Genomic DNA, 15,178 nt, shown 5'->3' on the forward strand with positions numbered 1-15,178 from the left:
TGTGAAAATTTTTTTTGGTCTACTTGATAGGGTTTAATGGCATCCCCCAACAAATATTCATGCCGCGGATTTTGATCCAACTGTTTCGCAGCATTGACAAAAGAAGGCGCGATATCAATTCCGACATAACTGATTTTTTCAGGTAGATGGCGGGCCAAAATTCCTTGTCCACAAGCGACATCTAAAATGGATGAATTCTCGTTTAGATTGAGAAGATTCAACAACTTTGGTAAAATTACAGATTGATGATAATAATGCCCTTCTTTACCGACTGCCTGATGGTACCATTTACTGACAGGTTCCCAAGAAGTAGAAGGTTTTTTAGGGCGGGATTTTGATGGCTTTGATTGCATAAGACTCCTTGCGTTAGCAAAGTCAAGAAATGAAGCAATGAGATTATCGATTCCAGAGTTTTTTGTCGACAATTTGGGTAGAACTGAATAAAGCTTGTAGAATTGTTCATTCCTAGCGCAAAAGTTTTTACCCTTGATTTATAAACAAGGCTCACGTATAATAGCCTTTTAATGCAAAGTAAATGATGTTGAAAATAGTAGCCTTTTTCGGCTTTAACAATGGGAGATCTGCTAAATGTCTCTAGACCAAGGTACAAAAGAAGAAATTACAAAGAAGTTCCAACTTCACGAAAAGGATACGGGATCAGCTGATGTTCAAATCGCAATTCTCACAGAAAGAATTACTGAATTGACTGAACATTTGAAAAGAAATCCAAAAGATCACGGCTCGCGATTGGCGCTTCTTAAGCTTGTCGGCCAACGAAGGCGTTTATTGGATTATCTAAACTCAACCGATACTGTTCGGTACCAAAATTTGATTACAAAATTAAAATTGAGAAGATAATAGCGATTTTGTTAAGGCAGCATTAGCTGCCTTTATCATTTAAACTAGGGGGGGAATAGAAATCAGAAATCGATCTTCAACAAGCTTTTGAGGTTTGTTTTCTGAATTCTATATATAACAGATTCCCCTTCCACAATTCCAGCTCCTTGACTGGGAGTTATGGATCTAATCAATCAGCCAGCTCAAAATGGCCAACCATTTTGACGCATAGCCTTCTTTTAGGACTTCATCCTCATCCTCATCGTTCAAAATCACAGGAACATGCGGAGATATAACATTTAGGAGATTAGATGAATATGGAACGACGCACAACACGAGTCAAAGTCGGTGAACAAGAAATTGTTTTCGAAACCGGAAAAATCGCACGTCAAGCAAATGGAGCTGTTTTGGTCCGCTCTGGAGAGACCATTTTGTTCAACACAGCTTGCGCTGATTACGACCTAGCTCCTGGTGAAGATTTTCTACCCTTAAGAGTTGACTACCAAGAAAAATTCTCTTCAGCAGGAAAAACAGTTAGTGGATTTATTAAACGAGAAGGACGCCCTTCTGAAAAAGAAACATTGGTATCAAGACTGATTGACCGCCCCCTTCGCCCAATGTTTGAAAATGGCTATTATAACGAAACACAAGTTCTTTCTTATGTCTGGTCCTATGATGGCGTAAACGCTCCAGAACCTTTAGCGATTTGCGGAGCTTCTGCTGCTTTAGTTATTTCGGACATCCCCCTCATTAAGCCAGTAGGTGCAGTACGCGTAGGCTTAATCGGTGGAAAGTTTGTGGTTAACCCAACTGTTGAACATCAAAAGAAATCCAAACTCGATCTCATTCTCGCAGGAACAGAAGATGCCGTTTTAATGATCGAGGGATATTGCGATTTCTTAACAGAAGAACAAATTTTAGAGGCCATTGAAATCGGTCACCAGGGAATTAAAGCCATTTGCGAAACACTTCTCGCATGGCAAAAAGAACTTGGAAAGCCTAAAACATTGCACACACTACGCCCTCTCCCACAAGATGTATTCCATTCCGTGGAAGAAATTGCAAAACCACTACTTGAGCAAGCTTTACGCATCAAAGAAAAGCAAAAAAGAGAAGAGGCCTTGGGAGCAGTCAAATCTGCTGTTCAACAAAAACTTCTTCCGGAAGATGGTGAGCCTCTTTTCCCGGCTAAAGATGTGGCCACAGCTTTAAAAGAAGTTTCTTCTAAATACATGCGTGAAATGATCTTGAATGAGAACGTACGCAGTGATGGAAGAACATCCATCAACATTCGCCCGATTGATATCGAGCAAGGAATCCTTCCTCGTGCACACGGCAGCTCTCTATTCACACGTGGTGAAACACAGAGCGTATCCGTTTGCACATTGGGTGGTGAAAGCATGGCCCAAAGATTTGAAGATCTTGATGGCGAAGGCAGCCGCACGTTCTATCTTCAATACTTCTTCCCTCCATTTTCTGTCGGAGAAGTCGGACGCATTGGATCTCCTGGACGTAGAGAAGTCGGTCACGGCAAGCTAGCGGAGCGCGCTCTTCAAGCTATTTTGCCTCCTAAAGAAGCTTTTCCTTATACCATTCGTTTAGAATCTAACATCACAGAATCGAATGGATCTTCTTCCATGGCAACCGTGTGTGGTGGGTGCCTAGCTATGATGGAAGCCGGCGTTCCAGTTAAACGTCCAGTTGCAGGAATTGCAATGGGCCTCATTCTAGAAAATGAGCGATTCATCATTTTATCTGATATTTTGGGAATTGAAGACGCTCTCGGCGATATGGATTTCAAAATCACAGGTGATGCAGAAGGAATTACAGCCTTCCAAATGGACATCAAAGTGGAAGGAATCACGCCATCGATTATGAAAGCGGCGTTAGAGCAAGCGAAAAAAGGACGTATCCACATTCTCGGAAAAATGTTAGAAGTATGCCCAACACATAAAGAAGAGATGTCTGTTTATGCTCCACGCATCGAAACAATGCAAATCAAACCTAGTAAAATTGCAACGGTCATTGGACCTGGCGGAAAACAAATTCGTGCCATTATTGAAGCGAGTGGTGTCGAAATTGACATTAATGACGATGGATTGATCAGCATTGCCTCTTCCAACCTAGAAGGAATTGAAAAAGCCAAAGCGATGATCGTCGGCTTAACTTCGGATGTTGAAATTGGGAAAGTTTACACAGGTAAAATTGCTAACATTGCCCCATTTGGAATCTTTGTGGAAATTCTTCCTGGAAAAGAAGGTCTTTGCCACATTTCCGAATTTGATAACACACGCATTAATAACTTGAATGATTATGTCAAAATTGGTGACATGATTACAGTTAAAGTTCTCGAAATTAATGAACGTGGCCAATTAAAACTTAGCCGAAAAGCGACGTTATAATCCCACCTTACGGTTCGTTTTTGAATTGATAAAAGCACTCAGAAATGAGTGCTTTTTTTTTCTTTATCTTTTCTTAACAGGCTTACGATACAATGATTTGCAATTGTTAAAATAAGGATTCTTATATGACAAGCTCAAGCTCGAATGTGCATTTTTCAGCAGCTACCACCTCAGTACCTTTGACAGAAAAGGGTAAAAAACCGCGCAGTAAATTTTTTACTGTATGCATTACCATTTTAAAATCTCCTTTCACTTTCTTTCATGCAGCTTGTTTCTGGAAAAAAAGATCTGTTAAGCTCTCTCCTACGCAAAAAACGACCATCCAAGAAATTCATAAAGATCCGGCTTATCTCCAAACCAAACAGATACGCCCCACTTTCGCAACCCCCAAAGAAGATACCGCCGCTGCCTCTGAAAAAAATGTTGCCGCAAAACCTAAAGAAGATATCGCCTTAGAAAAGCTGCGTCAATTCACACAAGATTTTTGCGTCCATTTTGCCGACAGCCTTTTTGATGAAAAATTAAAATCTCCTCTTAAAAGCATGAACCCCACGCCCGAAATGATTGATCGAGTCAATGGTGGGATAAAATTTTTCCTTGGTCATATTATTGATGCTACGACTAAGGCGCTTGACACAGTCGTTCAGTCTGATATTGGAAAAAATTTCAAGGAAATCGCAGAGAATAATAAGCGAGCAGATGAATTGGCAACAAAACTTTTCGCTTGGCTATTTAAAGACCAAGAAGGACGAAATCTCCGTGAAGAAATTGAGGAAAAACTAAATGATAAAACCATTGAGTTGGCTAAATTAAAGGGAATAGACATTCCTGAAAATGTTTCTTTTTTGGAAGATGGATATGCCGATAAAATCTTAAAGTGGGTATTTGAGTCCGACCATCGCGACTATTCGCAAGTGTTTCTTGGAAGCGACCCCTTAAAAAATGAATTACAAGGCCTTGTTGTCAATGCAGTCATCCAACTGCTTATCGAAAACAAAATTTCTTACTTCCAAGATAAAATTCAATATACCTTGCAAGACAAATTAGTCGATGTCGTTCGTGAACTTTTTACAAATTCAGCATCGAAAATCGGAGCAACTGTTGCTGATCGCTTAGCTTTCCAAATTAAAGCGGCCGATTACACTGGAACCTTTGACTCCATCTTGAATATTATCACTAAGCACACTGAAGCTTACATCATAGCGGATAAAAAGGCTGAGAAATATCTCAAAAAAGCGAGAAAGGCAAAATCATTAAGAGCACATACCCCCGAAGAAGAACTCTCCAAGCAAGAATTTCTCAATGTTGCGACTGCCATCAAAGAACAAGGGAAAGATGCAGTCAAAAAACAACACATGGCGCTTTTTTTTGCTAATGAACATGCTTGTCATCCAACCATTACTAAAATGCTTATCGTTCCCGATGAAACCCTAAGAGAAAACACCGCAAAGTCGGCAGAGAACAACTTGTACACGCACATATCAGCCGAATTATTCAAAGTTCTTTTGCCTTCATCCAATTTTGAAGGTGACCAAGAAAAAACAGGCCTAGAGCAAATTTGGGACATGCTTATTGACAAAACAAATTTACCTGATGAGCTTGAAAGTTTAGTGACAGAATTCAAAGAAACTTTCGTTAACTTTATGCACCAAGATCAGCTTGGAGATCTCGCCGGCATTCAAGATGCTTTCTTTTCCTTTACAAAAACATTAGCTTTGAGTACCGCTGAAGAGATTATTAAACAACAAATTTCAAACGGTGCACGAAAAATGGTCGAGATGCTCTCGAATCAGAATTCTCTGGAAGAGCTTCTCGCAATGCAAATTTTACCAACACTTTCAGACCAGTTTTTGGCTGCAAATGTTCGCCAAACAATTTTTAATTCTAAAAATATCAAAAAGATGGCCCCCCTCTTTCTAAGGGCTTCTCAATCTGGAAGTGAGACAGACGCTGTTAAACAAGACATTCAAAATACCATTTTTGAAATCAGCAAAAAGTCATTTAACTCTTTTGACATGCAAAAAATGGATCAGGCTGAGTTTACCAAAATTATCACACCCGTGATTGAGGAGATCGAAACACTTCTTCAAGTCACCCTACAACCGACAGACTCAGTAAAAGAAGTCATCACTATCATGCAAGAATACAATAAAGGGATTAAGGCTGATAGAAATTCGACTTATGGCAAACTCCTCATGCATGCGGGCTTTGGACTTAGCTCTTTAAAAATTTTTGGAGGAAAAAAGCTCTCGAAAATGCTACTCAGCATGTTCAAGGGACAAGTTAGCCAACAAATTAGCAATGCGGCTTATACAGGAAGTCACTCTTATGTTAAACCTCTCTATAACGCTTTAAGCTCAGCTCAAGAATCATTTGGAAGTAAAGATCAAGTCCAAAAATTGTTTTTTGGAGAGACCGCTCATTTGAGTGAAAAAAAACGAAAACAAAGACTTCAAAAAGAAATAGACAAAACCTCGCGACTTGCACATGATCTTTTAAGACAAGGTGTAAAAACTAACATAGGTTCTGCTGCACTTCTTTTTGTACCCTCATGCGACTCGATCAATCACGTCGTGACAGACTTTGTGCAAAAACTCTTACTAACAGATCCAGCTATCAATAAAAGCCTGATATTCCGCATTCAGAAAAGGGTTTTAGATGCCTTAAAAGCAGAGAATTCCCCCGAAATGGCAGACGATTCACATCCTACATAAAATAAGGGCTCATTCATGAGCCCTTAAATCCATTTTTTTTTATCATCGAATGAGATAACCTAATACAGAAAATGTTTTTCACTATCGAGAGTTCTTTTCTACTTGTGCATATCTAAAGGACAGTTTGATGAATATCCATCTTGACAACACGCAAAGTTCCACTTACATAGCCCCCGTCCCTAAGAAAAAATCCCCTCTTAGCAAAATCACAAATTTTTTCATTAATTTTTTTAAACGGTTTCTTCCCTCCATAAAACTTTCCAAAGAAGAGACGACTATACTCAAGCAAAGCTCCTATCTATTCAAAAAAAAAGCAACCGCCCCTTTCCCTTCTTCTGAATCAACAAATCCATCTCGTCCGGCTTCTCATCGCTTTTCTCTGCCTCCTTTCATCCAAAAAAACCACGATGTCGTCCCTTTTGCCGACTATGATCCTTCTCTTGTGGCAATGCGGAATTTTTTCAGTCATTTTACTTCACATGTCATGGAATGTTATTACGATAAATATTTCAAAAGATCGACTGAAAACATGAGCGGGCAAGCTGTACTTTTACAAGAATACCTGCGTGTTGGTGCTATCTTAGTTGTTCAATTAGGGAATAAAACTTCTAAAATTGTGGATGATTTGAAGAAAAACACAACGCGCATCGAGGAAATGGTGACTAAAAATCGCTCTGAAATCGACTCTTCGCTAGAGCAAATTTTCCACTGGTTAATTGAAGGAGAAACAAAAGAATCCATCTTTACCCATTCTTTGGTGCGTTTAAATGAAATTGCCATTCCTCCTAACCAAAATTTAAAAGAACACTATCTTTCTCCTATTCTAGACTGGATTTTTAATCCGACTCATACAAATGCTCAAGTTAAAGCGGCTAAGGAAAATCATGCGAAGACTTTCGACGATGTTCTTCAAGAAATCGTCGTGCTTTTGTTAGAGAAAAAAATCGACTCCTATCTCAATCTAATGGTCGCCACTATGGGAGAAAAAAAGCTTCCTCAGCTTGTTCAAGCTTCTCTTTCCCAAGTGTCAAAAAAGGTTTCGGACATTTGTAGCAATCAGCTGGCCCATTTGATCAGTCGAACAGACTATCCTAAAGCCTATGATCGTGTTTTTAATCAGCTGAGCGACCATGTCGCCTCCCTAATTCAAGTGAAAGAACGAGCAGAAGCAGAGCTAGATAAAGCTTCAATTGAAGATAAAGCTTTGCTTAAAAAAAATAGCCGTAAAAAGAAGCTTGCCCGCATCGAAAAACATTTTGCAAAGGATGACAAAGTTTGCCATCCGACAATTACAAGCATAATTTCAAGTAGAAAAAAGGGACTTGTCAATCCATCTTCTTTTAACGAAATTAAGTTTTATTCCTCTGTTACAGAACGCTTACTCGAACTCATTTGCCCTTCTAAGGTTATGTATAGCCCCGAAGGATTTATTATCGAAAGAGATGGAATTGTGGATCTTTTCTACCAGGCAGTGCCAGCCATCCCAGAAGAATTTAAAACGCTCATTGATAAAGGAATTAGTGTTTTCCAACAAATTATCCCCGCTGAAGCTCTTCGTCACGCTGAAAAAGCGAAAGGGCATACAGTCGCTAGTATAGAGAGAGTGATTTTAAGTGTCGCAAAGAAATTTGTGCGGGAAAAAATGATTGAAATAATGCGAGACATTGTGAATCGTCTTGTAAATCCAGAACAACGCACCGCTTTGATGGCTCAACACATTGTTCCCCAAATCAATGATTTTTTACTTCTACAGTACATGCAATCTTTTTTTTCATCTCCAACAAGTATTCAGGTAATTGCAGAGGAACTTGAAACAACTCAAGAGAATGAAGTTCAACTAGTCAATCTAAAAGCGCTTCTTTTGGATTTATTTGAAAAAAACACATCTCAACAACGCAAGGAATTAGAAGAAAAGTTTAAAATTGGGTCCCAGCAATTTAACGAAATCTGTGAAGAATTGGTGACGGATATTCTCGCGGAAAGACAAAAGAATCCGGATCTGCTTGCCATCGATTGCCTAAACAAATACTTCGAATTTTCGGATGTCCCCCCAAAGGATATTTATGGAGATTTGATCATGAACCTTGTTTTTAAGATGGGCAAATTGAGCTTTTTATTGGGCATTGGATCATCACTCGCCCAACAATTTAGTAGTACAATCAACGAGAAAATCAATGGACTTGTGACCACGGCCTTGCATAGTTTCAGTTCTTCCCATCAAAAAGGAGTTGCGATGATCATTCAAGCCACGGAAAAAACGTATGGAACGACAGAACAAGTAAATGACCTTCTTTTTGCCCCAACTGAACCTCTTTTAAAAGAAGAAAATAAGCAAAAACTCACCCAGCAATTTGCACTGGCCGCTTTTCTGACACATGCTCTAGTCAAACAAAATATGGTAACTGGTGTTGGTATCGTTGTCCCTGCGGCTCAAGAAATACAAAATGCGATTACAAGAACATACAACACTTTTTTCGAAAGTGAATTGACTACCAAAAGCCTACTTTTTAATCTTTTCGAAATTGCTCTTAACGCTCTTTCCGAAGCCAAAGCAACGATCCAATCTGAACAAGATGTGGAGAAAGCCAAAACGATATCCTCTAAAAAAGATGACGTTGTCTTAGACAGAAATCCAGAGGAGACTAAAGACAAATAGGATTGGCAAAAAAGGATAAAAGTTTGATAACTATCTTTTTAGATGCAAGCCATTAAAAGGAGCTCTTTAAAGATATGTTCACGTCTCTCACTATGCGCCCGCGGAACGTTAATGCTTACAGATCCGCTGCTATTCTTTATGGAGATTGGGGCACAAGTAAGGCCTATGTCCTTGGCTTAGCTTTTGCCCTAGCCTCTTATGGATCCTTCTGGCTCATCCTTTCGGTCAGTTGTCTCAATATTTTGGTGGGCATCAATTATATGACGATTTGCCGCTATTATCCAAATGGTGGTGGTGTTTATGCAAGTGTCCGGAGTCAATCGGAAATCTTAGCACTCGTAGGAGCCTTTTTTTTAATTGCAGATTATCTTGTCACGGCCGCCTTAAGTGCTTTATCTGCTTTTAATTATCTAGGTGTCTCGAATCCTGAACATTGGGCTGTCGGATCAATTGTGGCGATTGGAGCGCTCAATTTTTTAGGCCCCAAATACACGGGAAGTCTTGCAGCCCTTATATCACTCCCCACAGTCTTAGTGGTCATTGCCCTGGGATTGCTGAGCCTTCCTTTTTTACCAACTGCCATTCAACATGTACAGCCCCTTTCTCCCCATTTTAGTGTGAATTGGGATCACTTCGTCGGAATTATTGTCGCTCTGTCAGGTATAGAAGCGATCGCAAATACGACGGGAGTCATGCCACTGAATGCGGGTTGTGATGAAAAACATCAATGCGTCTCTAATACATCTACACCAGCCATCTTTTGGGTCATGCTCGAAGTCAGCTTTTTCACCGCCTTATTTGGTTTAGCCATGATGGCTCTTCCAGGTCTGCACGTTTCTGGTAATGAAGTGTATAATGCCACTGGATCCGAAATTCGAGATTCGATGTTGCGGTATATGGGAACCTATTTCAGCTCGGCTTACTTTGGTCCTGAGATAGGCCAATTATTTGGTGCAGCGATTGGAATTGTTTTTTTCGTTCTTCTTTTATCTGCTGTGAATACAGCGATTGTTGCATTAGTTTCTTTATTTTTTGTGATGTCTCGTGATGGCGAGCTGCCTTTTGCTTTTCAAAAACTCAATCTTTTTGGCGTACCTAATCTCCCTTTATTTCTGTCCATTACAATTCCAGCCTTTCTCGTTTTTTATTTTAAAGATGTGGCAGAACTTGCCAATTTATACGCCGTAGGATTTGTTGGAGCCATTGCAACCAATTTAGGGTTTTCCTCTCTCAATTGGAATCTCGATATGCAACGAAGAGAACGGATCTTCATGTTTATCACTTTTTTGATCATGGCCGCCATCGAATGCACACTATTAATCGACAAGCCAAATGCACGCAATTTTGTCATTACAATTGTTGCAGTAGGCCTTCTTTTAAGGGGATGGGTCGTTGAAAGTCAGCAAAAAAAATGGAAAGAACGAAAAGCTCCCCTAGACAAGGCTATTTTGGAGGAGGCTCCTATCGCCCCTTCTCCTGAAGGTTCTGTTCTTTGTGCCGTTACTCATATAGGAAAATCTCTGCAATTCGCCATTCATGAATGTAATCAAAATAAACAAACCCTCTGTCTTTTATTCATTCGTGAACAGCAGGTGATCACCGAAGAAGATCGGCATCGCTATTGGCTCGAGGATGAAGATGCTTGTGAAATTTTTGACTACGCCAAAGAACACCTCGAAAGTGGAAAAGTTCACTTCATTTATGTTGTAAGTGATTCTCCCGCTGCAACGATTTTAGAGACAACTAAAAAATATCAATCTACGCGCCTTGTATTAGGAATGCCTAGAAGTAATAAATTTTTCCAATTCATTCGAGGTAATATCATCCAGGAAGTTGGTAAAAATCTTTCTGATGAAATTGAATTACTTGTAATTTGTTGAAATCTGACTCTTAATACAATCTTTATTAAAAAAAGTTAAAATACGCTTTAATTCAATTTTATTAAGAGATTGTATCATGAATACTCCACCCATCAATTCTTTCTCTGCACCTAAAACCTCTGGACATCTTCCCCCTCCAAAAACTCCAAAAAAAAGTATTATTTCTAAAATATTTCGCGTTCTTCTTTTTTGGAAAAAAACAGATCGATTCCTAGAAAAAAATGCTGGATTGATTCGCGCTTCTAATCAGCTTTTAAATCGAGCAAAGGTCATTCACACACCGCAAACCCAAAGCAGTAAAGGACATTTTTCAGCAACACCTATCACTGAAAATTCGGGATCTGAAATTGATTTTTTCGAAATACGGGATAGGGGTTTCTCTCCGGCTCTTTCAAATCTACAGCTCTCTGCCTATGGTTTGATGGAAAAAGTTTTCGAATGCCTCAATGAAAAATATGGCACAGAAGCTATCGATTTAAATAAATTCTCAACAGTTTTTTCTTATCTAAAAGTGCTAGCCAAAGTTTTGGTCCAAACAACAAACCAAGCTTCACCACTGCTTCAAGCAATGGAAGAAGGAAAAATGCCCACACTGAAAAGTGCGTTAAATCGAGATGATGTTTCCAATTCCCTTAGAAAAGCGTTTAGCTGGCTCATTGATTCCACCTACCAGCAAGAAGACATCCACAACACTCTGAAACAACGATTGGCCCGAATTCCCATACCTGCTGGCCAGGATTTAGAGACACATTACTTGACCCCCATTCTCGATTGGGCTTTTCAATCTGACCGCACACAAGTCCCACATGCGCTACGTGCAGATTTTCAGCATACAACTTTTAATCTAGTTTTTGAAGAACTGGGAACGCTCTTGCTTGAAAAGAAAATTGATTCACTGGATCACATCTTAAAAACAGCATTAGGACCTTCTTCTTTATCTGCAGTTGTCGAAAAATTTCTCCGTGAAAATTTTCTAATCTTTGGACAAATTGTGAGCGATCGAGTTGCTGACCTTGTTCATCATTCGGATTATCCGTTGGCTTTCGACCAAGGTTTAGAAATTATTAATAATCATCTGAGAGCACAAATTGAATCTACAACAACTGAAGAATTTGCTAAGAATCCGCACTGTCACCGCACCATTAAATCCCAAGAAGTCGACAAGAATCCAAATGCTGAACAAGCTTTTGTTGCTTCGATGGTGGATAAGGTCTATGACTTAGTCTTTCCTCAAACCGAAGAGGAAAATCCTTTTGCCATTTTCTGGAAAGAAAAGCAAATCCCTCAGGAATTTCAAACGTTGATCGACGAACTAAAAAATTTATTAAACCAAATTTTATCTCCAACAGTTTATGAAAATTTAATGCTCAATAAAGGCAATCTAGAATCTTTACTTGGAAGAATTGTCAGACAATTTATTGAAGCACATATCAAAAAACAAATGAAAATTCAAATTCATCAGTTTTTGAAAAAACTCTCCAATACTGATCAATTCGAAGCTTTGATGGTTCAGCACGTTTTTCCTCTAATCAATGGACAACTTCTTCAAACTGCCTTTTTCCAAAAATTGGACAATCCAGAATATCTTGAAATTATCTCAGAAGACATTCAACAATTTGACTTTCGTACCTCCCTCGAACCTCTTCAAAAACGAATGGCAGCCTATTTTCTTCAATGGAGTGATTCTGAATTTAATTTTCCCGAACTTTCAGAAGAGATGAAAGAAACAGGCGCCATGTTAGCTGCGGAGCAAATTCTACAATTTTTACAAGAAACAGAAGAAGCTGATCACGCCCTTCCAATTCCAGAAAGATTAAATAAATTTTACAGTCCTGACTATGGCAGAGTGAATAAAAAAATTTACGGCGATATTGCTGGAAATATTTTGTTTGAGATTGGAAAACTAGACGAAAAAATGCTGAAAAAAAAGCTGGGCACAATCGGAACTTATAACCTTTTCCAGTATGGAGCAAAAAAACTGATTCCGATTGTGCAAAATAACCTGACACATACACTCAGTCAAAGCTTAGCGCCTTACAGTGAATCACCCGATGCCGTCTGTCAAATTGCAGCAAAAGCGATCGACAAAAAGTTTAAAACAACCCAGGATGTTGCCAATACATTTTTCTCAAAATCCGCTGTTTCTGACGGAAATCCGACAACACTTCAGGATCAAATTGAACTGTCCTCTAGGCTTGTCTATGCTTGTGTCAATGGCTACATTTCTATTAATGCAGCCAAACTGCCACTCGAGATAGTGCGAGAATCTATTCAAGAAATTTACAAAAAATGTGTAACAGATCCTGCTCAAGTTAAAAGTTTGGCATTCACAGTCGCTGAATTAGCTGTACATACTTTCCAAAATGCGGCTAAACGAATCGATCACACAGCCTAATTATCTTTCTTCTTTGCCTTTCTCGTATCCTAATGAGAAAGGCTTTTTTTCTCTCTCATCCCTTTTATTTTTTGAAATTTTTCTTTTGAATCTCTTGAGATCTATTTTCAAATCGGATAGAAAATAGATCACATTCAACACAAAAATCTACAACTGCAACCGTCCATAATAACTCATTAATTAAGAGGTGAAGAATGCAAGCCGACGCCATCGCACATAATAGAACGCGAACCCTGAACACTGTTGATCCATTAGATATGGTCACATTAGAGAATTTAGATCAACCTCTTCCTATTCAACCTGGCACACTTCAGGGCAGAACCGTGACAATGAATTGGAAAACAGCTCAGGCCTTGGCAATTGCCACTCTAGCAGCAGCCACAATTGCATTTAAAGTTTATAACATCACCCACTGGGAATCAAATCCTCTCGATGTAATCGCCAATATAGGACTCGGATTCGAAGCTCGACTTCTCTTACCTCATCTCGTTTCGGAAGATAATCTCAAATCTATCATGAATTTCACCCAAAGATATTCGTTGGATGCAGTGATGGTTCTCACGCAATTTTACCTAAATGCGCCGAGTTCCATTCCTTTGCTTGCACTAAACCAATCAGTTTTAACCTTCTTCAATAGTCTGCTGGGTGTTATAACAACGGATAGCCTTATTACAGCCTTTACGCTTAAACAAGGCGATCTCGATAATTGGGGTTCTCACTCAGATAAACCCCTTCCCTTATTATCTGGAGATGCTCAAAATTGGAAACATTTCCTCCTTTACACAGCCTTAAAAGTATCAGGATGTGTAAGCTTACTTATCCCAAAAGATAAATATAATTTTTTACAAGCTAGTGGAACCTTTCTAGGGGCAAACGCTTGTGGAGCAATTCTTTCCTTTCTTGCACATAAATACACAAAAAAAGAGGATAAACGTGTCAAAAGCCTTGGAGATCCGCACGAAAAACCCTCATGGCTCGCACGGGCATTAAAAAACTTTGCAACTTTCAATAAGGTGACGCATCCTATTGTCATTGCCTTTACAAATGCTTTGCTCCCTAAATTTATTTCTGAATTTAACGCAGATATTGGTATTGCAGGTTTCTTAAGTGGTTTTAATAGTCAACAACAAAAAGTGCTTTTTCAGCAGTGCCTTGGAACATCTCAAGATAATCATGAGCGGCAGACAAGTACTGCAGACCGTGACCCCTCATCATATCCATACCTAAGAACCTATAATGGAGAAGCATATATTCCTGTACCCACTGATGATGTAAGAACAGCAAGCATCGTTAAAATTGGGTATCAACACTTGAGTGATGATTTTGTAGATGAAGAATTGGAAGAGGAGAGATCTGATGATGAAATACTATCGACCTCATCGAGCCGAGTCGTCACCCATTTAACCGAGGATTCATTAGAAGTTTCCTTGTCAGAGGTAAGTCCTCCACAAAACGCTCCTTCAATCATGCAACGCGTTTTTAAAAGCTTCAAAACAACAGCTGCAAAGGTTCAAAATTATGCCAAACTGCGCATGAAAGAAATTGGGATGACCGCGCTATTTACCGCAGCCACTTTATTTTTTACCATTTGGGGATTATCATTTGATAATGCAAGCGAGCGAGATATCATTTCGGGCATTTGTATTGTGGGAGGTATGTTTTTATCCTATATTTTTACTCTGATCATTTCTGCAAAATTTGATCCGCAAAGCTCGCAAACAAATCGACAAATTGAACCTTCTCAATCAGCGTTAAAAAGATTGACTAATCTCGTAATGAATGCGACAAAAAATACCATCTTTGAAAAAACGATTGTTGACCCATACATGTGGGTATATTTTTTCTTGCTATTGAGTTCTCTCCGTATAGGAAGTGATGATAAGGATTTTCAAGATTCCGATCTTGTTAAATACATCATGCAAAATTTTGCTTTAACCGCATATGGAGCAAACTGGGGCTTGCACCGTGTTAAGGCAGATAGTCTCAATCGTCCTGACCGAGCAACCGCTTCTGTTATGGCGCTAAGCATTCTAGCCACCGTTGCCTATCTCCAAGCAATTAATTACTACAATCAACAAACCAGTTAATTTGGCTCTCAAACTTCGACCCTTTATTTTCAGGGTCGAAGATTTTCTAAGTCATTTATTTTTAATTCATTATAACACAACAAATTTACAAGACGCTTTCAGTTAAATACTTATATCAACAATAATTCAAAATAAACTAAAACGAAATTAATCAATTCAATTATTTGATATATAATTAACAAATATGTTAAAAAATAAATGTGACCT

Annotated in this window: 8 protein-coding genes; 7 read left to right on the top strand and 1 reads right to left on the bottom strand. The window is 39.0% G+C overall.

From position 1 onward, the window contains the following. A partial coding sequence (locus tag AB7E63_RS11640; RefSeq protein WP_428419568.1) for a class I SAM-dependent methyltransferase occupies positions 1-353 on the bottom strand: 353 nt, incomplete at its 3' end. Positions 354-588: 235 nt separating this feature from the next. Here AB7E63_RS11640 and rpsO point away from each other — a divergent pair. From rpsO to AB7E63_RS11675, 7 genes are all read left to right on the top strand, one after another. Beyond that, positions 589-858 (top strand): 30S ribosomal protein S15, encoded by a 270-nt coding sequence (gene rpsO / locus AB7E63_RS11645; protein WP_006339906.1) that lies wholly within the window; start codon positions 589-591, stop codon positions 856-858. A 296-nt stretch (positions 859-1,154) separates the two neighbouring features. Next, positions 1,155-3,239, top strand: coding sequence for a polyribonucleotide nucleotidyltransferase (pnp, locus tag AB7E63_RS11650; protein ID WP_006339911.1), 2,085 nt, complete (start codon positions 1,155-1,157; stop codon positions 3,237-3,239). A gap of 125 nt (positions 3,240-3,364) precedes the next feature. Beyond that, positions 3,365-5,953: a hypothetical protein gene (locus tag AB7E63_RS11655; RefSeq protein WP_006339913.1), complete on the top strand. Its 2,589-nt coding sequence runs from the start codon at positions 3,365-3,367 to the stop codon at positions 5,951-5,953. A 127-nt stretch (positions 5,954-6,080) separates the two neighbouring features. After that, complete coding sequence (locus AB7E63_RS11660) at positions 6,081-8,609, top strand: hypothetical protein (RefSeq protein ID WP_006339915.1); 2,529 nt, start codon at positions 6,081-6,083, stop codon at positions 8,607-8,609. A gap of 74 nt (positions 8,610-8,683) precedes the next feature. Next, complete coding sequence (locus tag AB7E63_RS11665; protein WP_013924642.1) at positions 8,684-10,489, top strand: amino acid permease; 1,806 nt, start codon at positions 8,684-8,686, stop codon at positions 10,487-10,489. Between the two features lie 76 nt (positions 10,490-10,565). Then, entirely contained in the window at positions 10,566-12,884 is a 2,319-nt protein-coding gene (locus tag AB7E63_RS11670) for a hypothetical protein (protein ID WP_006339920.1), read from the top strand. Positions 12,885-13,078: 194 nt separating this feature from the next. Next, positions 13,079-14,971, top strand: a complete 1,893-nt coding sequence (locus AB7E63_RS11675; RefSeq protein ID WP_006339939.1) for a hypothetical protein — start codon at positions 13,079-13,081, stop codon at positions 14,969-14,971. The last annotated feature ends 207 nt before the right edge of the window (positions 14,972-15,178 follow it).

Origin of the sequence: Parachlamydia sp., from assembly GCF_050255895.1 — a bacterium.
GTDB classification, from domain to species: Bacteria; Chlamydiota; Chlamydiia; order Chlamydiales; family Parachlamydiaceae; genus Parachlamydia; species Parachlamydia acanthamoebae.

What these genes read in the sequence shown, in the direction of transcription:
- rpsO (WP_006339906.1), top strand. Translation starts at nt 589, where the DNA reads ATGTCTCTAGACCAAGGTACAAAAGAAGAAATTACAAAGAAGTTCCAA.
- pnp (WP_006339911.1), top strand. Translation starts at nt 1,155, where the DNA reads ATGGAACGACGCACAACACGAGTCAAAGTCGGTGAACAAGAAATTGTT.
- AB7E63_RS11655 (WP_006339913.1), top strand. Translation starts at nt 3,365, where the DNA reads ATGACAAGCTCAAGCTCGAATGTGCATTTTTCAGCAGCTACCACCTCA.
- AB7E63_RS11660 (WP_006339915.1), top strand. Translation starts at nt 6,081, where the DNA reads ATGAATATCCATCTTGACAACACGCAAAGTTCCACTTACATAGCCCCC.
- AB7E63_RS11665 (WP_013924642.1), top strand. Translation starts at nt 8,684, where the DNA reads ATGTTCACGTCTCTCACTATGCGCCCGCGGAACGTTAATGCTTACAGA.
- AB7E63_RS11670 (WP_006339920.1), top strand. Translation starts at nt 10,566, where the DNA reads ATGAATACTCCACCCATCAATTCTTTCTCTGCACCTAAAACCTCTGGA.
- AB7E63_RS11675 (WP_006339939.1), top strand. Translation starts at nt 13,079, where the DNA reads ATGCAAGCCGACGCCATCGCACATAATAGAACGCGAACCCTGAACACT.